General features: G+C 68.5%; 14 protein-coding genes and 7 pseudogenes. 12 read left to right on the top strand and 9 right to left on the bottom strand.

Annotated elements, in window-relative coordinates; genetic code table 11:
• Positions 1-193: 193 nt before the first annotated feature.
• From ACF09J_RS25310 to ACF09J_RS25300, 3 genes are all read right to left on the bottom strand, one after another.
• The gene (locus ACF09J_RS25310) at positions 194-565 is read right to left on the bottom strand and encodes a DUF6223 family protein (protein WP_392307724.1); all 372 of its coding nucleotides are present in this window, start codon (positions 563-565) and stop codon (positions 194-196) included.
• Positions 566-884: 319 nt separating this feature from the next.
• On the bottom strand, positions 885-1,040 hold the full coding sequence (locus tag ACF09J_RS25305; RefSeq protein WP_392307723.1) for a hypothetical protein: 156 nt from the start codon (positions 1,038-1,040) through the stop codon (positions 885-887).
• A 28-nt stretch (positions 1,041-1,068) separates the two neighbouring features.
• On the bottom strand, positions 1,069-3,192 hold the full coding sequence (locus tag ACF09J_RS25300; protein WP_392307722.1) for a SpoIIE family protein phosphatase: 2,124 nt from the start codon (positions 3,190-3,192) through the stop codon (positions 1,069-1,071).
• 353 nt (positions 3,193-3,545) lie between these two features.
• Between ACF09J_RS25300 and ACF09J_RS25295 the strand changes: the two genes are divergently transcribed.
• Positions 3,546-4,208 carry a class I SAM-dependent methyltransferase gene (locus ACF09J_RS25295; RefSeq protein WP_392307721.1) on the top strand — a complete coding sequence of 221 codons (663 nt, stop codon included), beginning with the start codon at positions 3,546-3,548 and terminating at the stop codon, positions 4,206-4,208.
• A 302-nt stretch (positions 4,209-4,510) separates the two neighbouring features.
• Here ACF09J_RS25295 and ACF09J_RS25290 read toward each other — a convergent pair whose 3' ends face one another.
• Together ACF09J_RS25290 and ACF09J_RS25285 are read right to left on the bottom strand one after the other, a co-directional pair.
• Positions 4,511-7,468, bottom strand: coding sequence for an aminotransferase (locus ACF09J_RS25290; RefSeq protein ID WP_392307720.1), 2,958 nt, complete (start codon positions 7,466-7,468; stop codon positions 4,511-4,513).
• 63 nt (positions 7,469-7,531) lie between these two features.
• Positions 7,532-7,972: an Lrp/AsnC family transcriptional regulator gene (locus ACF09J_RS25285; protein WP_392307719.1), complete on the bottom strand. Its 441-nt coding sequence runs from the start codon at positions 7,970-7,972 to the stop codon at positions 7,532-7,534.
• A 413-nt stretch (positions 7,973-8,385) separates the two neighbouring features.
• On the opposite strand from ACF09J_RS25285, the pseudogene ACF09J_RS25280 reads away from it, so the two are divergent.
• Positions 8,386-8,832, top strand: a pseudogene (locus ACF09J_RS25280) (MFS transporter); the annotation flags it as partial.
• A 104-nt stretch (positions 8,833-8,936) separates the two neighbouring features.
• Here the strand turns inward: ACF09J_RS25280 and ACF09J_RS25275 are convergent.
• Positions 8,937-9,779, bottom strand: coding sequence for a hypothetical protein (locus ACF09J_RS25275; RefSeq protein ID WP_392307718.1), 843 nt, complete (start codon positions 9,777-9,779; stop codon positions 8,937-8,939).
• A gap of 404 nt (positions 9,780-10,183) precedes the next feature.
• A pseudogene (locus tag ACF09J_RS25270) lies at positions 10,184-10,282 on the bottom strand (DNA-binding response regulator); the annotation flags it as partial.
• Positions 10,283-10,290: 8 nt separating this feature from the next.
• On the opposite strand from ACF09J_RS25270, the gene ACF09J_RS25265 reads away from it, so the two are divergent.
• Entirely contained in the window at positions 10,291-11,316 is a 1,026-nt protein-coding gene (locus ACF09J_RS25265) for a DUF5937 family protein (protein WP_392307717.1), read from the top strand.
• A gap of 253 nt (positions 11,317-11,569) precedes the next feature.
• Here ACF09J_RS25265 and ACF09J_RS25260 read toward each other — a convergent pair whose 3' ends face one another.
• The gene (locus tag ACF09J_RS25260; RefSeq protein WP_392307716.1) at positions 11,570-12,904 is read right to left on the bottom strand and encodes a flavin monoamine oxidase family protein; all 1,335 of its coding nucleotides are present in this window, start codon (positions 12,902-12,904) and stop codon (positions 11,570-11,572) included.
• A 203-nt stretch (positions 12,905-13,107) separates the two neighbouring features.
• On the opposite strand from ACF09J_RS25260, the gene ACF09J_RS25255 reads away from it, so the two are divergent.
• The 7 genes and pseudogenes from ACF09J_RS25255 (at position 13,108) to ACF09J_RS25225 (ending at position 20,883) form a co-directional block, all read left to right on the top strand.
• Positions 13,108-13,851, top strand: a complete 744-nt coding sequence (locus tag ACF09J_RS25255) for a TetR/AcrR family transcriptional regulator (protein WP_392307715.1) — start codon at positions 13,108-13,110, stop codon at positions 13,849-13,851.
• Between the two features lie 32 nt (positions 13,852-13,883).
• A pseudogene (locus ACF09J_RS25250) lies at positions 13,884-16,406 on the top strand (tetratricopeptide repeat protein); the annotation flags it as partial.
• Positions 16,407-16,419: 13 nt separating this feature from the next.
• Complete coding sequence (locus ACF09J_RS25245; protein ID WP_392307921.1) at positions 16,420-16,614, top strand: CHAT domain-containing protein; 195 nt, start codon at positions 16,420-16,422, stop codon at positions 16,612-16,614.
• 228 nt (positions 16,615-16,842) lie between these two features.
• Positions 16,843-17,475, top strand: coding sequence for a class I SAM-dependent methyltransferase (locus tag ACF09J_RS25240; RefSeq protein WP_392307714.1), 633 nt, complete (start codon positions 16,843-16,845; stop codon positions 17,473-17,475).
• Positions 17,476-18,567: 1,092 nt separating this feature from the next.
• Positions 18,568-19,103 (top strand): annotated as a pseudogene (locus tag ACF09J_RS25235) (hypothetical protein).
• Positions 19,104-19,565: 462 nt separating this feature from the next.
• A pseudogene (locus ACF09J_RS25230) lies at positions 19,566-20,053 on the top strand (transposase); the annotation flags it as partial.
• A 29-nt stretch (positions 20,054-20,082) separates the two neighbouring features.
• Positions 20,083-20,883 carry an alpha/beta fold hydrolase gene (locus ACF09J_RS25225; protein ID WP_392307920.1) on the top strand — a complete coding sequence of 267 codons (801 nt, stop codon included), beginning with the start codon at positions 20,083-20,085 and terminating at the stop codon, positions 20,881-20,883.
• Between the two features lie 173 nt (positions 20,884-21,056).
• Here the strand turns inward: ACF09J_RS25225 and ACF09J_RS25220 are convergent.
• Positions 21,057-21,421: pseudogene (locus ACF09J_RS25220) on the bottom strand (DoxX family protein).
• Between ACF09J_RS25220 and ACF09J_RS25215 the strand changes: the two are divergent.
• Positions 21,401-21,777 (top strand): annotated as a pseudogene (locus ACF09J_RS25215) (LysR substrate-binding domain-containing protein); the annotation flags it as partial. The pseudogenes ACF09J_RS25220 and ACF09J_RS25215 sit on opposite strands and share 21 nt — an antisense overlap.
• A gap of 188 nt (positions 21,778-21,965) precedes the next feature.
• A complete protein-coding gene (locus ACF09J_RS25210; RefSeq protein ID WP_392307713.1) occupies positions 21,966-22,340 on the top strand; it encodes a VOC family protein in 375 nt (124 codons plus the stop codon).
• The last annotated feature ends 574 nt before the right edge of the window (positions 22,341-22,914 follow it).

Here is a 22,914-nt window from a genome sequence, read left to right as displayed (position 1 = left end):
TCAACGGCGCGGCCGTCCGTGCCGATCCGGTGGCGGCGTGCATGGCGTGCGACCCGAACGGCTGTGTTCTGGACGATGAGTGGCACGGTTCTTCTTTGAGGGGCGGCGATACGGCAGGCTCAGGTCGTGGCATCACCCCCAGCTGCGCCGTGCCGGCCATCAGGGCCACCGCCCTGCCTTTCGACAGGGGTGGTCAGCCGGTGCGGCGGGAGCGGGCCAGCTGACCGAGGACCGTGGCGATCACCCCCAGCAGCAGGGCAAGGGCGCCACCGACTACTCCGTTGCCGGTGCCGGGACCACCGTCGGCGACGGCCAGATTCAGCGCGCCGACGATCATGCCGAACAGCCCCGCCACCACGGCCACGAGGGCCCTGCTTCCCCGCTTGTCGGCGCCGCCAGGACCGACGGAGCGGGCCAGGGCCAGCCCACCGACGATCACACCGGCCAACGCCACCAGTGCGGCCGTGCCGCCCACGAGCCGCCCGGCGGTCACGCCGTAAACCACGGCCAACTGGGCCGAACCATGCGTGGATGCCGACGCGGCAAGCACAAATCGGACTGGCATGAGGTGCTCCCTTTTACGACTGGACGTCGCCCCATCATGTCCGCCGGACCCGCCACCGGTCGTCCGGCGGGCGCAGGCAATTCGCGCTGCCGCCGATGCCGCATCCACCTACCGCGGACGCTGCGGGAGCCACGAAGGTACCGCGTGTGCGGTACCCGGCCGATCATCCACGCGTAGGAGTCGACAGCGCTCGCCGAGCGCGGTCCCCATCCTCGGCCGCGGTCCCCGCGATCGGCTTGTCCACGACCATCGGCAGATCGGAGAGTTGCGAGGACACGGTGCCGGCCGCTCTTCAACCAGGTCGCAGGTCGCGCGCGGTTTACCAACGCATCCCGAACTGGTCGAGGTTGTTGCGGCGCTCCGTGCCCAGCTCGTCGGCTCTGCGCCGGACGTCGGCGACCCACGTCCCGCCGTCCGGCCACACCACCGTCGACGGCTCGAACGAGCGGTCGTGGAGGACACGGACCTCGGCCAAGCCGCGGCCGGCGCGGGGCCGGGCGGTGTCAGAGAGGAAGTTCGAACCACACCGTTTTTCCGCGGCCGCTGGGCGAGTTGCCCCATGCTGAGGCGAGAGCCGAGACGATCATCATTCCCCGACCGCCTTCGGCCTGGTCCTCGCCAGGACTTCCGACGTTGATGGCGGGGTGGGGGTCGCTGTCCCTGACCTCCACGCGCAGATGGTGAGGGTACCGCCGAACCCTGAGGTCAACGTCGCTGTCGGCATGCACAAGCGCATTGGTCACGACCTCCGACAACAGGAGTTGCGCGTCGTCGTCGAGCGCCTCGATGTACCAAGCAGACAGCCACTCGCGCAGAAACAGGCGGGCCCGCTGCACTCCCCGCAGATCACGTCGAGGGATCTCCAGGCGCTGCACATAGTGACGTGCCTGCGCCGAGGGCTCCTCGTAGCGCAGAAGCAGCAGCGCCGCATCGTCCACGGCTCGTGGAAAAACGGTCGTGCGTTTCACCACCTCGTCACCAATGGCCTCCAGTTGTCCATGGGAGACGGCGTAGGCCGTGTCAATGACGCCGCGGCCCATCTCACAATCAAGGTCCGCGCGGAGGAAACCGTCAGTGTAGAAGGCCACAAGTGCTCCAGGCTCCAGATGAACGCCGACATCGGTGTATTCGTATTCGGCGTCGACCCCGAGCGGCGGACCCACATCCGGTTGGGGATCGAGATAGCGACCGGACATCTGCCTGATCAGCGGGAACGGGTGGCCCGCTGTCGCAACGCGCATGTGTCCCGTTTCCGGGTCCAGCAATGCACAGCAGCAGGTGGCGAAGAGTTCCGTCCTGAGCTCGGTCAGCAAACGATTGGTACGCCGCAGGAGCGGCCCGGGGCTGAGCCCGTCGGTGGCGTAAGCCCGAACGGCGCTACGGAGCTGTCCCATCACCACCGCCGCGGCCGTGCTGTGGCCTTCCACGTCTCCGATGACGGCCGTGACACCGCCGGCCGGGAGAGGTATCAGGTCGTACCAGTCGCCGCCAAGCTCAAGGCCACCACTAGCAGGTACATAGCGGCTGGTGGAGACCAGTCCGGGGATACTCGGCAGCATCCGTGGCAGGAGGGCCTGCTGCAGTTGTCGTGCCAGCGCGTGAGAGGCGTCCTGGGTGCGAATCCGCTCGAACGCCTGGCCAAGAAGAGGTACCAAGGCATTAAGAGCAGCCCGCTCGGCAGCGAAGTGGCGGCCGTCGGCCGTGAAACCGATAGAACACGTACCGAGCACTCGCCTGCCAGCCAGAAGGGGACTTACTATCCATATGTATTCCTCAGCACCGTCGTTTCCCCCTGCCGGCTCGACTCGGCTTCTCGCCTCCAGATGAGCCGTTTCGAAGAAGAGCTGCCGCCTCTCCGTCATGGCGCGTTCCTCGGGCATACCGCTACAGGATGAGGAGGCTTCCAATTTCCGCAAGAAAGCCTGCGAGCAACCAGAGGAGCCGACCACCCGCAGCCGTCCGTTTTCCAGCGAGGTAATGGCGGTCGCCCGGGCCTTCAGTCCAGCAACGACTCGCTGGTTGACTTCGTGGACGGCATCCTCAAGGCTGAGCGCGCTGGGCAGCCTCAGGGCCAATTGCTGAACGTGGTAGAGAAGAGGTGCTGTCTCTGCGTCCCAAACAGCATCTTCACCGCTGCTCGGAGACACGGTACTCAACGGAGCCACCACCAACGGTACCTCGCCGGCTTGCATCGAGATGCCCGCTGCTGCCAAAGGAACTAGCTCACGGGCGACCTCCCGGCCCCCGGCCGTAAGTCGGTCCAGTTCGCCCGAACGGACTTTACGGAAAATCCCAGGCCAGAAGGCAGCGATCGCGCCGAACCGCTTACCCGCCGACTCCAGTGGCGCCGAAGCGACGGTGAGGGGGTAGGGGGCGAACGCGGCGAATTCCGGATGCTTGCCGAGAGTGTCAATAGAATGCGCGACCTTGGGCCTGCCAGTTTTGTAGGCGGCGGCGGACGGGAAAACCTCATCATCAATGGGCAACCGCTCCATCAGCCCGATTCCGAGCGGTTCGACGGCGGCGACTGCTGCGCCCAGCATGGGCTGCCCCCGCACAGGAAGGAACACGGCCACCGAGGAAGCCTGCAGATCACGCAGCGTACGGCGCGCTGCTTCCACCAGCACATCGTCGCGGCTCCTGGTGGGACGTACATCCGCTCGCTGGCCCGGCCCGCACGCGTCAGAGTCCATACCGTTCAGCTCCCGGGGCTATCGGACCACCGCCTCAAATAAAAGCATATAATGTCCACCGTTCAGTCGCGGATTCAGGCTGGCCATGTTCATGTTCTGTGATCAGCGAAGAGCTCGTGACATGATCTTCCTCGGCAGGGATGAATACCCGGCCGCGGACCTTCATCTCTCAAAGGGGCAGGGGCACCGGTTGAGCAATGACGCCGCGATCGCGACGGAGGGCGAGGCAAGAGCGGTAGTGGTCAGTAATGGCGAACACGGGTGAAGGTGCGGCTCGGGTCCGTGAGGTGCGCCGCCGTCTGTCGCAGGAAGGTCCGCCGCGGACGCGAGACCAGGAGGGGGACTACGAGACCGTCACTGTGCCCGAGCAGCACTGCGATCAACTGCGCGATCTGATGGTCTCCGAGGGAGTCGAGAAGGTTGTGGAGGTCGGCCTCGCCTACGCCGGCTCTGCCCTCGCCATCGGTGAGGCACTGGTATCCGTCAACCGTCCGCTTCCCCAGCACGTCATCATCGACCCGTTTCAAGAACGCGAGTACTCCAACGTCGGCTGGGATCTGCTGTGCTCTGCGGGGCTGGACTCGATCGCCACGCTCATGCTCGCTCCCTCGTCGATCGCGCTCCCCCAGTTGCTGACCGAAGGGTTCATCGCCGACGCGGCCTTCGTGGATGGGAGCCACCGGTTTCACGAAGTTTTCGTCGATCTCTACTTCTTGCGCAAGATCGTCCGGCCCGGTGGACTGGTTGTTGTCGACGACGACTGGTGGCCGTCCGTGCACACGGCCGTGCAGTACTACGAGCGGAATCTGGGATGGACGATGATCCCCGATGCCTTCCCCGGCGGGGCGGTCGGCGTCGGACCTCAGGGCAAACAAGAGGCCCGGTGCAAGGCATATCGCTTGCCTGACCCGTCGTTCGAGCCTTCCTTCGAGAAATTCCGGGCCTTTTAAACTAAACCGACGGCTGCTTCCCGCTGGCGGAGAAGCGGGCATAGTACGTGAGGACCGGTTGCAGCCCCCGACGTTCATAGAGGCGGCGGGCACCGGTGTTGGCCGCGTTCGGCGGCGTCCGCACAGTGGACGACCTCGGCGGGTGCAGCGCGAGCCACAGAGGCTCGAGCCGGTCGATGAGTTCGGAGTCCCGTCCGTGGACGCGTCCGCCGCCGCGGGTGCGAGCCGCCGGAGACGACTAAGCCGACGGACCGGCACCCGTCGCGGAGGCAGCGTCAGATCCGGCTTCCGGACGTACGACGTCAGCGGGAGTGGCCGAGTTGGGCGAGGGCGTGGTCCAGCATGTCGACGAAGAAGTCGGTCGCGGTGGTGTCGATGCACAACGGCGGCTTGATCTTCAGGATGTTGAGGTGGTCTCCGGTGGGCTGGGCGATGACGCCGAGGTCGAGCATGCGGTCGCAGAGTTCGGCTGTCTCTTCCGTGGCGGGTTCCAAGGTGATGCGGTCGCGGACGAGTTCGAGGCCGAGGTAGAGGCCCGAGCCGTGCACGGCGCCGATGATGCCGTAGCGGTCGGCCAGTGCCTCGAGACGGCTCTTCAGACGGCCGCCGACGCGCACCGCATTGCCCTGGAGGTCCTCATCGCGCAGGGTGTCCAGGACGGTGAGGCCAACGACGCTGGAGGCCGGGCTGCCACCGGTGGAGGAGAAGAAGTAGCCCTGGTCGCGGTACCGGTCCGCAACCGACTTGGACGTGATGACGGCGCCGAGGGGGTGCCCGTTGCCCATGGCCTTGGCGACACAGACGATGTCAGGGACGACCTGCTGCTGCTCGAAGCCCCAGAACCAGTGGCCCAGGCGGCCGTAGCCGACCTGGACCTCATCGGCGACGGCCAGACCGCCGTGGCGGCGGACCGCCGCGTACACCTCGGCGAGGTAGCCGTCGGGCAGGGCCACTCCACCGGCGTTGCCGTAGTAGGTCTCGCTGAGGAAGGCTCCTGCCGGGTTGCCGGAGGCGGCCAGTTCGTCGATCACTGCGGCGGCCTCGGGCCCGTAGCACACCGCGTCTGCCCCGCGGTGCAGGCCGCGATAGGAATTCGGCGAGTCCACGGTGTGGACCCAACTCGGCCGGGTTGCCAGGGCGTTCGGGTTGTCCTGGAGTGAGGTGGAGACCGCGTCGGAGGCGTAGGTCCAGCCGTGGTATGCCTCTCGCAGTGCGACGACGTCGTGCTGTCCGGAGGCACCGATGGCCAGCCGCAGACCCAGATCCACCGCCTCGGAACCGGAGTTGACCAGGAACACCGTGTCCAGGGGCTCGGGCAGGAGGGCGGCGAGGCGTTCGGTGAACTCCACCACCGAGGCGTAGTGGAATCGCGAGTTCGTGTTGAGCCGCCGCAACTGCCGGGAGACCGCCTGCTCGACGCGCGGGTGCGCGTGGCCCAGCGGGGTGACGTTGTTGACGATGTCGAGGTAGGAGCGGCCGTCGGTGGAGAGCAGATGGTGGCGCCAGCCACGCTCGATGCGGGGAGGTTCGGCGTAGTAGTGCTCCTGCACGGTCGCGAAAACGGCGTTACGCCGGTCCAGGAGGTCCGTGTGATGTGTCTGGCCGGCGGCTGGGAGGCCGAGGAGCGGAGCGGGGTCGGCGGTGAGCGGGAGCCATCCGGCGGCGTACTCGGGGCGGACCAGGGGAGGGGCGCTGGGGCTGTCGGCGTTGTGCAGTGCGATGTGCATCGAAGTTCCGGAGGGGAGGTGGGCCATGTCCTCGCCCGCCTGGACCGTCGCACCGGTGGTGACCATCGGGTGGACCCCGTGAGGGAAGGACAGCGTCAGCACCTGCGGGCCGAAGGTGATCTCCACACGGCCCGGTGCCGCGGCGAGCACTTTCCCGGCGGCGGGAGCCTGCATCAGGGCGGTTCGGCCGAGCCACAGGTCGATGCCGGTGGGCACCGTGGCGGGGGAAACGGCTGACAATGCCGGAGCCTGAGTGAGTCGTGCATGCGCGTACCGGGTGGCCACCGCGGCTGCTCCGTCCGCGAGTGCGGAGGCCACCAGCCGGTCCTCAGTGCCGGTTTCGAGCCAGGCTCCGTGGTCCATGGAATCGGCGCCGGTGGACAGGTCGAGGAGAGTGATGTCGTCGGCGGCGAGGCCGCGCAGCAGGAAGTGCGCCGGTGAATCGGCGCGGGCAGGCACGTCGGCCAGGCCGATCGCGTCCTTGATGAGGTGGACCATCACGGGAAGGGGAAGGCGGACGGCCTGCTCGAATATGTGCCACTCGCGGTCGAGCGCGGCCTTGGCGTAGGCGTTGTCCTCGTCGACGGCGGCCTGGTGCCGCCCGCTGGCGACCAGGCCGGCCGCGCGCAGGACCACGAGCGGCCACAACGCCTCCGCCTCCTCCGGGGAGAGCGGCCGAACGGCGTGGAAGGCCCGGACGGCGGGCAGTACGTGATGGGGCTCGGCCCCGTCGTGGTGGAGCATCGAGGAGAGCGACACAGCGAGTTCGCCGACCGCCCAGCTCGTGGTCACGTCACCGAAGTCGATGACCCCGTCGGGCATGGGCAGGCGGCCGTCGGGAGAACAGATCAGATTGTCGTCGGTGAGGTCCAGGTGCACCGCCTGCGACGGAAGCACGGCGGCAAGCTTCTGGACCCGCGCCCAGGCGTCGGCGGTCGCGGCCTGAACGGCGGCGCGCCGGTCGGGCTCGTCGATGTGCTCTGCGAGCTTGGCGACGACGCGGTCGGTGTGCCGCAGGTCCCACTGGAGAACGCGCTCGAGGCCCGGGTGGTGGAAGTCGCGCAGGGCGGTGCTGACCTTTCCGGCGATCGTGCCCATGGCCGCCACCGTGCTCGGGGACAGGTGCCGTGGTCCCGAGAGCGCGCCGCCGGGCAGGTACTGCAGGAGTCGCGCGATGGCCGGCCCGCTGTCGGTGTCCACCGTCGTGCACTGCGGGGAACCGTCGGGGCGGCGCAGGACGGTGGCGATGCGCAGTTCTGGGTGAGCCGCAGCGATCAGGTCGGCGGCGGTGTCCTGGGCTTCGATCTCCGTAGGACTGAAGGCGGGATTGGCGATCTTCAGAATGGCCAAGGCCGTGCCATCGCCGCCGTGCAGCAGGAAGTTGGCGTCCTGCTGGCTTCCCAGTGCCTGCGCACGAGCGTTCATGCCGAAGCGTTCGGCGGCAATGCGCTCTGCCTGAGCGGGTGTCACCTGTGGCACGGGAAGCGCGTCCTGGCTGAAGAAGTCGATGGTGCGGTACTCGTCGTGCGGCATGCAAGGTTCCTCGGCTGGAGTGGAGCGTGGTGTGGGCAGGCCGGGCTCGGACGCTCGGATGCCTCAGTCGACTTCCCACAAGAAGCGGTGCGTGTGAATCGCGAAGTAGGGGAAGCTCTCCACGGATGCGACGCCCTCGACGGCCCGTACGACGTCGTTGATGAAGTCCAGAAGATCACTGGGGCGACTGCACACGACCTCGGCGAACAGGTCGTAGCGGCCAGAAGTCAGGACTGTGTACACGACTTCGTCATGCCGGGACAGTTCGTCGGCCACTGCTCGGGAATCGCCACCGATGCGCAGGCCCAGGAGAGCCATCGTCTGCTGGCCCATGGTCATCGGGTCGGTCACCCCGACGACCTGGACCGCCTTGGTGTCCATCAGGCGCTGCAGCCGGTGCCTTGCGGCCGAGGGCGACAGTCCCACCTTCGGCCCCAGCTCGGCGTAGGGGATGCGACCGTCGACCTGCAGCTCCCGCAGGATGGCCCGGTCGATGTCGTCCATGAAGGACCCCCTCAGCTGCATGAACAGCAAGTCGTGTAGTCGTTTCAAGTACGATGACGGATCAACTCGCTCGAATCAAGTGTGGAGACGACAGAATCGAGCGAATCCTGGCTCGCAGGCTCTTGTGGGCGCGCCGAAGCCCTGTTAGGTTCCCGGCCATGCCGACCGACCAAGCCGACACGGGGGCCATCGGTTTCCGTCTATGTCGCAGCAGTTGAGCCCTCCGTCGAGCACACCGTGGGTTGCCTGGCCCTGCTGAACAGCGCCGTAGCCGGCCCGCTCCCAGGCTTCCGTGACACCCGCGGAATCCCGTTCGGGACGGGCGCCACGAAGATCAAGCTCATTCCCGGGTCCGTCGCCCGTGTACGCCAAGGCCGCCCGCAAGCGGGGGCAGGACGGCGCGGCCGCCGTCGTTTTGCCGCGCCGCCGTTGTGCGTGCCAGTGCGGTATCTGGTGCACTCGGCCTGCTCATCGTTATTGTCTGTGACAGTGCCGTCCTGGCTGGTGCGGCTGTGCTGTTCTGGGGCCCGGGCGCTTCGCTGGGATTCCCGCTCGCGCTTTCCGTCGCCGGCGAGTCGGGGCCCGACCCGACAGCCCGAGTCGGTCTGGTGGCCTCTATTGGCTACATCGCCTTCCTCGTCGGGCCGCCCGGACTCGGCTTCCTCGGTGAGCACGTCGGTCTGCGATCCGCCATGTTCGCCGTCCTCGCCTGTGTGGGCTGCGCTGCGTTCCTGGCGCCGGCGGTTGAGCCGCGCTCCCGAACGACGATCGCGGCGCGGGCGGACGAAGGTGAGCGCGCAGGAAACCTCGGAGCGAGCGAACCTGGGGTGATGGTCGCTAAGTTTCAGGTGCTCCGTTGAGAGCGTCAACCGGACCTCTCCTGCAACCTCGATCTCGCAAGACGGTCTGCCGATAGAGGTCAGGTAAGCGAAAAGTGTCTCCGACGAGGGCGGCTTGCCGGGACTCACCGGGTGAGTGTCGCCCAGACCCCGGCGCCGAGCACGGCGGCCGCGTAGCCGCCGACAGCGACGTAGATGATCCGCTGCTTCGCGGCGTCGCGCCATGACGTGCGGGACAGCAGCCAGGCGACTGCGGGCAGCACCAGCACGGCGTGCAGGCTCACCCCGTGCAGCGGCTTGAGTGGCGCCGTGGAGTGGTACGCCGCCTGCTGGTGTCCGGTGCGGGACAGCACGACTCCGCGCGCGATCATCGCGGCGCCCGACAGCAGCGCGACGATCAGGATCGCGAACCCGGAGCGCAGTGCGAGCGCCATGCCCAGAGGGCCGCCCGGCCGGTGCCGGAAAGCGGCGGCGGCGAACACCGACAGCACGACGACGAGGACACCGCCGCCCACGGCGAGCGTCATCGCAACCATGGTGTCGAACGGCGTCTCGGTGTTGAGGTGGGAGGGCACATGGCGCCACGCCTGGAGGGTGATCCCGGCGACCTCCACGAAACAGTCCGCGGCGAACACGACGAGCAGGACGGCGCGGGCCCGCGCACCGATGCGCAGGTATGACGTCACCCAGGTGACCGCGATCAGTGTCAGCCCGAAGGAGAGCCCGAACGTGACGGGCTTGCGCCAGGAGACGGGGCCGTCCCAGGGGCCGCCGTCGACGGCGAACACCACCAGGTGAGCCAGGCCGGACAACGCGAGGACGGCGCCGGTCGCGTAGCAGAGGCGTTCGCAGGGCCGGGCGGCGTGCCACAGGGCGCTCGTCCGGCTGCCGGTGCGCAGGCTGGTGGCGGTGCCGGCCGACCGCGCCGAGGCGATGACGGCGGGGGCGCGGGTTCCGTGGTGGTCCATGGGAGCCAGCTTCGACGCCACGGGCGCCGCGGTCGTCGTACAGGCGGAGACTCCCGCCGTACGTCCCGGGAAGCAGGCGCATGATGCGGCCGGGAACCGGCGTCTCCAATTGGCGCGAGATGACCGCTGACTACCGGTGGTCCGTTAATTCCGGCGGTGGCGTGGGTTGACGGTAGGGCGGGTTGGTCGTAGGCCGGTGGTAGGAGTCAACTGCCTTGCTGGCGGCTGAGGATGACCGCTCGCCATTCAGGTCCGCCTGCGCCCGGGCCGTTGGAGGAGTACGCGGCCCGGCGCCGGCCACTTGACCCGCGAACTGCACGTCATTTTCGTGTCAGACCGGGTCCCGTCGTTCAGTCGGTTCTCCGCGGGGCGAGAGTGGCGTCGCAACACCCGTTTCTTGCCGGTCAGCGGCGGATGAGGCCGAGGTTGGTGGCGGTGGCGACGGCGGCGGTGCGTGAGTCGACGTCGAGTCTGGTGTAGATGCGGGCCAGGTGGGATTTGACTCGAAGCGGTGCGCTCCTGGCACGTACTCACCGACCCCGGACGCCACGCCCTGCACGTGCCCTGGGTACGGCGCTGCCGTCGGTTGCCTGCCGCGCTTCGCCGGCGACTGCGCGAACACCGTTTCATGGTCGCGGACCACATCCCGGCCTTCTTCGAAATCCTGGCTGACGATCACGAAGCGGACTTCGCCGAACAGCTCGCGGCGGTGAGCGCGCTCCCGCCTGCGCGGCTGGCCGCCGAACTCGCCCAGACCCTCGTCGACACCACCCGCTTCAACGGGCTCGATCTCGTCGAGGACGCGGTCACCCGGGACGCTGCCCTCGCCGAACTCCAGCACACCGACCCCGGCCGAGCCGCACGACTGAGCGACACCCTCACCGACCCGCTCCCCATCCTGCAGGCCGGGCTCGCCGCGCTGGAGGACTACTGGAGCGCTGCCTTCGCCCACGAGTGGGAACGCGTCGAACCCACCTTGCACCAAGCAATCGCCCATGCCGGAGCGCGGATCGCCCACCACGGCGTCTTCCCGATGCTCGGCACCCTGGTGCCGCAGATCCGCATCGACCCCGCACAGCGAACACTGCGCCTGGACCGCCCCCACCACCGCGACATCGCGGTCACTCCGGCCCACCCGGTGACCTTCACCCCCAGCCACTACGTCTGGCCACACGTACGCGTCACCTGCGACGCCCCCTGGCCCCTGCGGGTTACCTACCCCGCCCTGCCTCTCACGCCCGCATCGGCCGCCCGCCCCACCAGCCAAGCCGAAACCCTCACCGCGCTACGGGCCCTTGCAGCCGCCCCCCGGCTGCAAATCGTCAACTGCCTCGCCGCACAGAGCCGCAGCACCCAGGAACTCGCCACCCTCCTCGGCCTGTCCCAGCCGGTGATCTCCCGCCACCTCCAGCAGCTGGCCCAGGCGGGACTGACCACCACACGCCGCGAGGGCTACTACGTTCTCTACTCCCTGAACCACGCTCGCCTCGACCAGATCGCCACCGCCATCGCCGGCCTCACCACACCCCACGACTGACACCACGGCCCCGCCCCCGGAGCACGGCCGCCTTCCCACCCAGGCATCAGATGCCGGCCACACTCGTGAACATCGAACATGACAGTGCCGACGCGCCTCCCGAAGTCACGAACAGGCGCTATCCACCATTCTCAAGTGTGTCTGTGCTCATGCGAGGAAGTCCCGGATGTGAGCGGCGATCGACTGGGCGGACAGGATCGGGCTGGAGTGGTGTGGCGGACGAAGCTCCGCTGCACCGCTGGACCTGGCTACGTCATCTCGAAGGGGTCACTCCCCGTGTGAGCTCGGACAGGGAGATCGGTGAACCGAGGATCCGCTCGGCCGCGCGATGCCCTGAGTGGAGCGCGCCCTGGACGGTAGCCGGGTCGCGCCCCCAGGTTGCTTCTCCCGCGAAGTGGAGATCGCCGTCGACGGGTCCTGCCATCGCATCGTGGTCGTCGTGCGAGGAGCCGACGGCGACGTAGGAGTATGAGCCGAGGGCGAGAGGGTCGGTGCCCCAGCGTGTGATCCAGTGCGCCACGGGCTCGGGGAGGGAGTCGCCGTAGATCTTGCGGAGGGAGTTGAGTACCGACGAGACCACCTCTTCGTCGGTCTTCTGCTCGATCTCCCGCCCCCAAGCACCGCCGGCGAAGGTCAGCAGCATCGGCTTGCCGCTCACCACGGAGACGTCGTACCAGGAGTGCCAGGGGACGCCGGCACGGCCGTGCTGCCGGATCGCGTAGACATCGTCCTGCCAGAATCGGTCTGGAAACTGAAGGAAGACCTTGTTGAACACGCCCATTCCGAGTCGGGCGATCGGTCCCGCAACGGCGTCGGGCAGAGTGGGCGTGAACTTGATCGCCCCGGCTTTGAGCACGCCCAATGGCACCGTGACGATCACGTGTGCGGCGTCGAAAGACTCGTCCTCCGTGTCGACTCGCACCCTTGTGGCCGACCTGGTGATGGCGGTCACGGTCATTCCCAAACGTACGTCGAGGTCTTCCGCGAGAGCCCGGGGAAGCACGTCATAGCCGCCAGGGAAGATCACTTCCTCACCTTCGATAGTGTCCTCGTCGAGGGCGTGAGCAGCGACCTGTTCGATCTCCGCGCCGCATTGCTCCTCCGTGCGATGCCGATAGAAGGCGCGGACCCGTTGGGCGCGTTCGGGCTCCCATCCGGTCGCGGCAAGGGCGCGCTCGGCCGCAGTGGCGTAACTCTCGTCGTGACCGGACGCCGCGACGGTCCGCTGGAAAAGGTCATCTGCCGTGTCGACGTCGATGGTCCACTGCCGTGTCGCGTGATCGTCCAGCAGGCGCCGCGCTTCGTCGTAGTCGGCGATCGGCCGCCCGCCGGCCTGGAAGCTGCCCACCGTGAACTCGCGCGTCTCCATCTCGAGCGCGGTGACAAGTCCCGTGAGTGGGTTGCCGGTGAGGCCATGGATCCATGAGGCGCCATGGTCGACCGAGAACCCGGCCGTGCGGTCCGTCCACATCCGCCCACCGACGCGGTCTCGCGCCTCAAGCACGACCACACGTTGTCCTGCGGCGTGAAGCAGTCGCGCTGCGGTGACGCCGGCGATTCCCGCGCCGACGACGACAGTGTCCATCATCTTCTCTCTTCTCCGGGGACCTTGAGGCCGGATCTGCATGTCGGCTGTCGGAGGTCCTTTGCAGTCGCTTGCCGTTGTCCTCCGCACGGACAGACGTCCGGCGCGGTGTGAGATCAGCCAACCGGCCGGCTCAAACGAAGGTCAATGATGTTGGCATAAGCTGAGGCCTCTACACGTGGTCAACGGCGCGGAGGCGGTCCACAGTGGCGAAGCAGATGGTCGGCGCGGCCCCCCGCCGTCGGCGGCGTACCCGCGCCGGGGTGGTCCTCTCGGAGCAACTGATCATCGACACCGCGCTGAGGATGCTCGCCGTGCACGGCCGCGAGGGGCTCAGCGCTCGCCGGCTCGCGACCGCGCTCGACATCGACCCCAGCACGCTGTACCGCTACTTCCGCAGCATGGACGACCTTACGCTGGCGGTCGGTGACGCCCTCATCGCATGCGCTGTCAACCAATCGGAACCGCAAGGTGATTGGGGGAACGACCTGCGTGCTCTGGGCCTGCGCATCCACCAGGCCTACCTCGACCACCCCCAAGCGGCGGTGCTGACCGCCAGCCGCGTCAGTGGGCGACCGCACGAGATCGCCGCGGACGAGATCATCCTGTCGCTGCTGCTGAAGGCGGGCTTCTCCCGCCCGGCGGCCGTCCGGATCTACCAGGTCTTCATCGACCAGTGCCTGGCCTTCGCCGCCCTCGACGCCGCCGAGGCCGCCCTGCCCGCGCCGGCGCGCCGAGCCGATGAGGCGATGTGGGAGAACACGTATGCCCGCCTGCCTGCAGCCACGCATCCCGCCATTGCCGCCACCGCCGACCTGCTGACCGTGCGCATGGCCACCAGTGCCTACCCTCGTGCCTTGGACATGCTCCTGGACGCCGCGCGCGGGGAGCTTGCTGGCTATTCCTGCTCCGGGTGCGGCGGTGTCCGGAGGCCGGTTACCGTCATGTGATCGGCACGTTGTGGTCCGTCCCCGACCCCGTGATGGGCAGGCTAGTCAAGGACTTCCACCACCGTCCTCTTCCGAAGGGCGATTCCGGCCGGACACCTTCGCCCGAGCACTGCACGGAGCCGTCCAGAGCCTGCGACACCGGTTCCCGGGGAACCCCAGCCGATGGGCCCCGTTCGTGCACATCGGTCCGTGAGGTGCCACCACCAGCGATGGATACGACAACGGACCCGGACGGAGCGCGGGCGACGACTGTCCGGGCGCTGGCCGTACAGGGCGACCGACACCTTCGTGAAGGCCGCCCGGACGACGCGATCGCCATGTTCCGGGCCGCGCTCGAGATGTACGACGGTCTCGGCCCGGCAGGCAGGGCGGCGCTGTGCCCTCCGGCGGGCGAGCGAGGCGGCATCACGGCGGCCCGACTGCATGCCGGTCTTGGCGTGGCCGCCTTCCAGGCGGGGGAATACGCCGAGGCCAAGGCCCGCTTCCTGCAGGCCCTGGCAGAGGACGAAGCCGCCGGCGACGCCCCGGCTGTGGCCCGCGATCTGGGAAACCTGGGCGTGGTGAGCCGCCAGACCGGCGACCTCGACGGAGCGCTGTCGGCCTACGAACGCGCTCACCGGATCGAGACCCGGTCCGGGGTCCCACCCGCCGACCTGGCCGTCACGATCAACAACATCGGCATGGTGCTGCGCGGCCGTGGCGAAGCAGCGGCCGGTCTTGCCCGCTTCCGGGAAGCTCTCTCCCTACTGCCACCCCGCGACAACTCCGTGGCCCTGCGCCGTGCCAGTGTGCTCAGCAACATCGCGGGGTGTCACCTGGACAGCGGGCACCTGGCGGATGCGGTGGATCACTACCGCCAGACTCTCGACACGATCGCACGCCTGGCGGGCGAATCGGCGGACGCGGCCAGGTACCACAACAATCTGGGGTTCGCCTACCACGTGCTGGGTGAATCGCAGCGGGCACTCACCGAGTACGAGCACGCGCTGCGCATCGACAGCCGGATCAGCCCCCGTTCCCGAGATGTGGCACGGGACCTGATCAACATCGCGGGCGTCCACCGCGACGCCGGAGCACTGGACAGCGCCAACCTGCTGCAGGCCCTGACCCTCGAGCGGAAGTTCGGTGAGGACTCCCTCAACATGGCATTGTCCTCCCACCGTCTGGCCCGGGTACTCCACGCCAAAGGCCGGTGCGACGCGGGCGTGGAGGAATTGACCAGGGCCATGGAGGTGGCCGAGTCACTGCGTTCCCGGGCCGGCCTGGACGGGGCGAGGGAGCGGGTGCTGACCCAACACGAGGTCGTGTTCACGGACTTGGTCGACTGGCTCTACGACCGGGCCGCGCCCGGTGACCATGAACAGGCCTTCCTCGTCGCCGAACGCTTCCGTGCGCGAGTGCTGCTCGACCTCTTCGCCGAACGCCGTCTCGAACTCCGTCCGTCGGACGACCACCAGCGCGAAGTCCTGTGCCGTGAGCAGGAGTCGGCCGACCGCCTGGCCGCAACCTTCGCCCAGCGCTCCCGGGCCGAGGCGGAGCGCGACGAGGAGGCCAGGCGGCGACTGGCCGCCGTCGAGCACACTCAGGCGGAGGAACTGGACCGCCTGCGAGTCGAGGCACGCACCCTGATCCCCGCCTACGCCAGACTGCGCGTTCCGGCCCCGGCCGCCCTCGAGACAGTGCGGACGCGGTTGCGACGGAACGAACTCATGCTGACGTATCTGCTCACCGGAACACGCGCTTTCGTGTGGGCGGTACGACGAGACGCCGTCACACTTCGCGAGTTGCCCGAGCATCCCGATCGCATTGCGACGCTCGTCCAGGCGGCGGTCGGGAACTACCGGCAAGGAGGCCGTGGTGGACCGGACGCCCAGGCCGCTCAACGGCAGCTCGCCCGACTGCTTCTGGAACCGGTGCCCCAAGAGCTGTGGACGGAAGTGGGCCGCCTGTCCGTCGTACCCGGCGGACAGACGGCCTACCTGCCGTTCGAGCTGCTCCCGCTGTCCTCGGGACGACTCGTCGTGGACGACTACGTGGTCAGCTACTGTCCGTCGTCCACCATCTTCACCGAGCTGCGGCGACAGAGGCGACGGGAACCCTCCTCCTGGCGCGAAAGCCAGTTCGTCGGGTTCGCCGATCCGGTCACGGCCTACTCCGACCACGCGGGCACCTCCACACTTCCGGCGGCACAGACCGAGGTGCGCCGGGTGGCCGCCTCGTTCGGAGCCGCAGGCTCGAGCTGGACCGGCCGTGACGTCACCAAAGGCCGCATCGCGGCGACCGTACCGGGGCACCGTTACGTCCACTTCGCCACGCACGCCTTCCTGGACGACGACGAGCCGCTGTACTCCGGTCTCCTGGTCGCGCCCGACGCCCCGTTGGCTGCGCGGGGCGCGTCACGGGAAGGTGAGGCCGAGACGCTTCTGCAGGTCTACGAGATGTTCAGGCTGCGCCTGTCGGCCGAAGTCGTGGTGTGCTCGGCCTCCCAGAGCGGCCTCGGGCCCATCCGCGCGGGGGAGGGTCTCGTCGGCATGAGCCGGGCGCTCCTGGTCGCCGGAGCGGAAAACAGTGGTGCTGACGCCCTGGCCGGTCGTCGACACACCCACGAGTCGTCTGGTGCGCCGGTTCTACGAGTTCCTCAGAACTGGCCATGGGCCCGCCGATGCCCTCACCCAAGCCAAGCGATCGGTCCGGCGCACGCACCCGGCCGTGTACGCCACCCCGGCGACCTGGGCAGGACTCGTCATCGTCGGAGCCAAGTAGCGAAGCCGGCACCTCACCGCCCTTGATCGACGCGATCGCCCTCACGTTTCAGACCGGCACCCAGTGGGTGCATTCAGAACCTGATGCGAGGCGGGGCGGGCGGTCGTGCCGGTGGCCGGGTTGATCATCGGTGAGCGGAGGTCGCCCCGGCTTCCAGACTGTAAGGGGCGTTCGGCACGGGCCCGGGGAGCTGCGGTCGTGCGTGGGGTGGTAGCTTGCCCTCCCGTGATGGGGCATCAGGAAGCGACCAGGGCGGCCTACGACGGGGTTGTCGAGCTGTATGCGTCGATGTTCGCTGACCGGTTGGAGACGCACCCGTTCTCGCGGAACATGATCGGCACCTTTGCCGAGCTGGTGCGCGGGACGGGGAACACGCGGGTAGCCGATGTCGGGTGCGGGCCGGGACATCTGACGGCCATGCTGCGCGACCTGGGGCTGGACGCCTGCGGGTTCGATCTCTCCCCGGGCATGGTCGACCACGCCCGGCGGGCCCATCCGGCGCTGTGCTTTGACGAGGCGCGGATGGAGGCTCTGCCGGTCGAGGATGGCGTGCTCGGTGGCGTGTTGGCCCATTACTCGATGATTCATACCCCGCCGGGGGAATTGCCCGCGCTGCTGGCCGAGCAGGTACGTGTCCTGGCACCGGGGGGTCTGCTCCTGGTCTCGTTCTTCGCGACCGACGGACCCGGGCCGGAGCCGGTCCGCTTCGACCACAAGGTGACGCCCGCCTATAGCTGGCCGGTGGACCGGTTCGCCGAGTTTCTGGCCGGGGCCGGGCTCGTCACGTTCGCCCGGCTGCTCCATGATCCCGCGTCCGACCGGGGCTTCCTCGACGCCCACCTGCTGGCCCGCCTCCCGTAGTACCGCAACGGTGTTTGCCGTGACTGCTGGCCAGATTGGTTGTTGGTCTGGTGATGGGTGGGGACCTTGCGGGGACTGGTCGCTCGTCATCTGCGACGGACCCGCCATAGCCGGTGGCTTCGCCCCGGCGCCCGCGAGCAGTTCGCCACCGTCATCCTCGCCCGGTTCAGCGCCGGCATGTGGCAGCGGCTCGCCCCGATAGACGCCCCGCCCCGAGGAGCAGCCCGCTCCCGGGCCGTGTCCACGTTGTCCAGGACGGCGACGCCCCCCCGACGAAGGCGCTGCTCATGACCGACGCCGAAGCCGCCGACTGGCTCACCGCCACGGTGGCCGGAGAGAACTGGCCTCTCGGACACACCATGGGCGCCCCGGGGAGTGAAAGCATCCCCGGGGCCCGGTGTATGGAGTCGTGCCGTTCAACGACGGCGCCACGCTGTCGTCATGCATCGGGCGGCGGTTCCGGGCTTCGTGCTGGAGACGGTCTACTGGGACGCCGGGAGTCGCCCGGCTCCTGCCACGCCTGCTGCGCGGCCGCACTCGCGGCCAGGTGTCGAGTACCGCCATTTCCGCCCTCACCCACCTCGGCGGACGCTGAGGGACGCCCGGCGCTGACCGGTCGCACCCGGCCCCGACAGATCGGGAACGAGCGGACAGGGTGAGGCGGACATGGGCGGACTCCTCGCCGTAGGGCGCTCCTTGACGCAGGAGCGTGAAGGAGTCCTCATCCTGGCGTGGCGTCGGTACGGCGGCATGAGTACCGCTACTCATCCCGTTCTGGGGCCCGACTCTGGGCCCCAGAACGGGTCAGAAACACCTCAGCGCCTCCGCAGGAAGTCGTCGGCGCCACTTCCACGTGTCCTCGTCGGCCTGGACCAGCTTCGCGATCCCCGGCACGCGGTTCGTGCCAGCCGACCTGCTCGACGAGGGCCCCGGCGAGCTTGGCGATCTCGACCAGCCGACGGGAGTTGACCCTCGGGCCCATCGACGAGTGGCCTGCACTCGGAAGTGGGATTTCGCCGGATTTCGTCTCAGAGTCCGTCTACGGTACGGATAGGCCGCGTTACGTATCGTGGCCATCTGAGGAGGATCTCTGTGTCGTCGCCGTGTGACCCCCAGTACGCCCCCGTCGGCGATGTGAGCGCAGCGCTCATGATGGTCGACTCCAGGCTGAAGGGCATCTACGACGGAAAGTCCGGGGCCGACCCCGAACAGCAGGTGCTGATGGAGCAGTTCACCGCTTCTTTGGGGCCCGGGGGAGTGGATGACATGCTGGATGGGGCGTGCACGCTCATCTTCATGTTCAGAACTGGCTGCGGATGGCCTACGAGGACCACGACAGGGATGTCATCGAGTACGTGGTGCCCAACCTGGTGGCCACGATGCGGATGATGCCCAAGAGCATTCGTCCCGAGGCCATCCCGACCATGGCCGGTCTGGTCATTGCCGCGGGCACTGACCTGAGCCCCAGCTTGTGGCGCAAGCAGTACGGGTACTGGACCGAGGCTGAGATGACTCCTCTGGAAGCCACGGCCTTCCTGCTCGCGGAGCACATCAACCGCCTCACGGACGACCGCGACTTCGCCACCCGCTTGATCACCGAAGCCCTGTCCAATGTGGACGGAGACTGAGCTGACGCGTTGGCACCTGGTGTGGGGAGGCTCGGGGCCGGGGTCGGCAGGGAGCGGCGAGGCTCACCCGTTGGCCTGGCTGCGGACGACGGAGTCATGGCCACTGTCTGCTGGTGTCAACCGTCAACCGGATGCCTGTACTTCGTGGACATCGTCCGGCTCGCATAGTCACGCAGCAGCGCTTCACACAGCAGTGCTTTGCCCCGGCGCCGAAGCTGCCGGGACGGTTGAGCAGGTGACCCATGTGCTGGCGGACGGCGGGGGACTGGTGTGGACGCGGTGACATCGCGATGCGACGGAGAGGTTTTGGCGCCCGGCGGGCGGACCGTGGAGCCCTGTCAGGGAGTGGACACGGCGGTACTCGCGCGGGCCGTGAGTGCGCAGGCGGGGCGACCGGTGGCGGGCATCGACGACATGGCGTCGTATCTCGCCGACCAGGTATCGGACACGTCGCACCGTGACGTGATCGTGCTGGTGGGAGTGCGTGCCGGCGGCAGCAAGGAGCTGGTCGCGCTCCAGGACGGCTACCGTGAGTCCGGCGAGTCCTGGGCCGACCTGCTGCGCGACTGCGCCCGCCGGGGCATGCGCGCCCCGGTCCTGGCGGTCGGCGACGGCGCCCTGGGCTTCTGGACGGCGCTGGCCGAGGTGTTCCCCGCCACCCGCGAGCAGAGGTGCTGGGTTCACAAAACGGCCAACGTGCTCGACTCCCTGCCCAAGTTCGCACAGGCCAGCGCGAAGAAGGCCATCCAGGACACCTACAACACCGAGGACCGCGACCACGTCGAGGCAGGGAGCAAGACGTTCGCCCAACTCTACGGCGCGAAGTTCCCCAAGGCTCCCAGCAGCGGTGGCGGGCGGTGAACGCACCCCACCTCGTCTCCCTCGTCCGTGCCGGAGCCCGCTTCGAACGCGGCCGGCTCGTCGAACGCCCCGAGGCGGTTGCGGCATGATCGAGGCCGGCCGATTCCCTGGGGTTGACGTGGCATGGTCTGAACACGTGGTGGTGCGAGACGGCGTCCGGCTTGCCTGCCGGGACTGGGGCGGGCCGGGACAGCCCATCGTGTTACTGCACGGCCTGGCCGGTCACGCGGGTGAATGGGACATGGTGGCACGGAACTTGAGCTCTCGGTATCGGGTCGTCGCGGTCGACCAGCGCGGGCACGGCGCCAGCGAGCGCCACCCGCGGGACGTCTCCCGCGCCGCCTACGTCGCCGACGTCATCGCCGTTGTTGATCAGCTGGCGCTACAGTGGCCCGTCCTGGTCGGCCAGTCGCTGGGCGGGCACACGGCCATGCTCGCCGCCGCCGCACATCCCGGGCGCGTCCGCGCGCTCGTGCTCGTCGAGGCCGGCCCCGGCGGTCCAAACCCGAACGGCCCCGCGGACATCGGCGGCTGGCTCGACTCATGGCCGACACCGTTTCCCTCACGCGAAGCGGCAGCCGCGTTCCTCGGCGGCGGACCGGTCGGCGCAGGCTGGGCGGCCGGGCTGGAGGAACGCGAGGGCGGATGGTGGCCTCGCTTCGACCCGGACGTGATGGTCCGCTCGCTGGCGGAGAACGCCCGGCGTTCCTTCCGGCACGAGTGGGGGCAGGTTGCGTGCCCCACCCTGGTCGTCCTGGCCCAATCCAGCTTCATCCCTGCGCAGGAAGCCGATGAGATGCTCCGGCAGCGACCCGCCACCATGGCCATGAGCATCCCCGGAACTGGCCACGACCTGCACCTGGAACAGCCCGAGATCCTGCACACCGCGCTCTCGGACTTCCTCGGGGGCCTCGCCTGAAACTCCTGCGCGGTCACAACGACACCAAAGTCAGACCACGCACATAGCCATCGATCCACTGGTCTTGACACTTACTCACTGAGCTCAGGTAGTCGCCGCAACTTCACTCAGCGTTGCGGCCGTGGGGCGGGCCGGCCCTGTAGTCGCATCCACCGGTCGGGGACTGTGCTCGATCACAGCCGGGTAGCCGGCCAGATGGTCACGACCGCGGCGACGGCGAGCCCGGCATTGAGTGCGATCCGGCGGTCTTCGCCAATCAGGTGGACGGTGATCGCGCTGGCCTGCAGGAGGACGAAGCCGATGCCGCGGCCGGTGCCAGCGAGGGAGCGACGCCGGTCAGTGGCGGCAGGATCAGGCCGGTCGCGCCGAGTATTTCGACCGCTCCCAGCGCCCTGAGGGCCGGCAACGGTATGCGGTCGACCCATGCCATCATCGGTCGGAGTTGATCGCGGCTGCGGAGCACCTTGAGCGTGCCTGCGTAGAAATAGAAGAGCGCGAGCAGTCCCGCGACGATCCAATCCGTGCACTGCGGACCGATCCGGTCGGCGTGGTCCTGCGCGCCGACGATCCGCTGGGCCGCCGCGACGGACTGCGGCTGGCCGAGCTGAGCGACCGCTGCTGGTTCCAGTTCCCGCAGGGCACCGACCCCATCTGGCAGTCGTACTGGAACGGCGGCAGGCCGCGCAAGGCCCAGTGGTGCGCGCCGTCCAGGAATGCCAGCAGGTCGTGCTGTGGAACGGCACGGTCGGCGTCGCCCCGCTCGGACACGACCTGCCCGCGGAGCTGGCCGTGGTGCCGCTGATCGACATGCCGCCGAGCCGAGTGGTGGTGGTGTGGAGCGAAGGTGACACCAACCCGTTGATCCGATCCTTGGCCATTCCAGTTCCGTGTTGAGTCCGGCAATCGGCTCATCCAGATGAAAACCGGCAGGCCTGTGTGGATGCTACGGAAGCCCCGCTGCCACCTCCCTCCCGGGTGAAGCCCGGCGGCGGTTCGGCCCGCGCATGCCCGCCGCGGCGGCGGGTACCACCCCTGTGGTACGGGGCGTCGCGGAAGTGGCCGAAGAACGAGGGGTGTCGCAAGTGATTCGAAAGCTGCAGGCGGTCGCGCTGGACTGCGCCGATCCGGTACGGCTCGCGGAGTTCTACGCGGATTTGCTCGGCGGCCGGGTGGTCGCGGACCCGGAGGATCACGACTGGGTCGAGGTGCACGGGTTCGAAGGGACGCCACTGGCCTGCCAGCGGGTGGACGACTACCGACCACCCGAATGGCCTGGTCAGCAGCGCCCGCAGCAGCTCCACCTGGACTTCGACGTGGACGACCTCGACGGGGAGGAGAAGCGGGCGCTCACCCTCGGCGCGACCGTGCTGGAGCGGACGGACCAGCTCCGCCCGGGGGCCAATTGGCGGGTCTACGCGGATCCGGCCGGCCATCCGTTCTGCCTCTGCCTTCACTGAGCCCATCGGGCCCGTCGCAGCCCCTGAGGCGGCGTCAGGACCGACCGGGGAGCGGGACCCATGGAGGCCCGGCGGCGGATTCGGGAGGCCTGCCGCACGCCGCACTGGCCGAGCTGTACCGGGAGGACCGCTCCACAAGAGGTTGACGTTGTCGAGCCGGTACATCGCCAAGTGCTTTGGCTTGTCCGCCAAGACATCCGTGACGCCGGAACTCCGTTGCCCGCTCCCGTGTGTCATCAGCCGTGAGTGTCCGCGGTGGCCGACGGTCTCGTCACCCGGGCCTCTTGGGCGAATGGACGCCGCATCGACGCAATCTCCGGCGCCCGTACCAGCGGCGAGACCGCCCACGGCGAGCGCTTGGCCCGCACTTTGAGCCAGGCCATGTTGTCTGCTGGACCGCAATGGCTGAATGGGCACGTCAGGCCTCGTGGCGTGGTGGCGATTTTCTGGCTCGGAGGGCGGGGTCGTTGCGCAGTCGCAGGAAGGTGAGGAGCAGGGTGAGTGCCTGCAGCAGGGCGCACGCTCCGATGAGGTTGTTCAGGTACGGGGGCGGGGTGAGGGCGAGCAGGATGCC

This window comes from Streptomyces sp. NPDC014889 (assembly GCF_043081205.1).
In the GTDB taxonomy this organism is placed as follows: Bacteria; Actinomycetota; Actinomycetes; order Streptomycetales; family Streptomycetaceae; genus Streptomyces.
The sequence above is the reverse complement of the archived record's forward strand: the minus strand, read 5'-3'. Positions and strand labels throughout refer to the sequence as shown.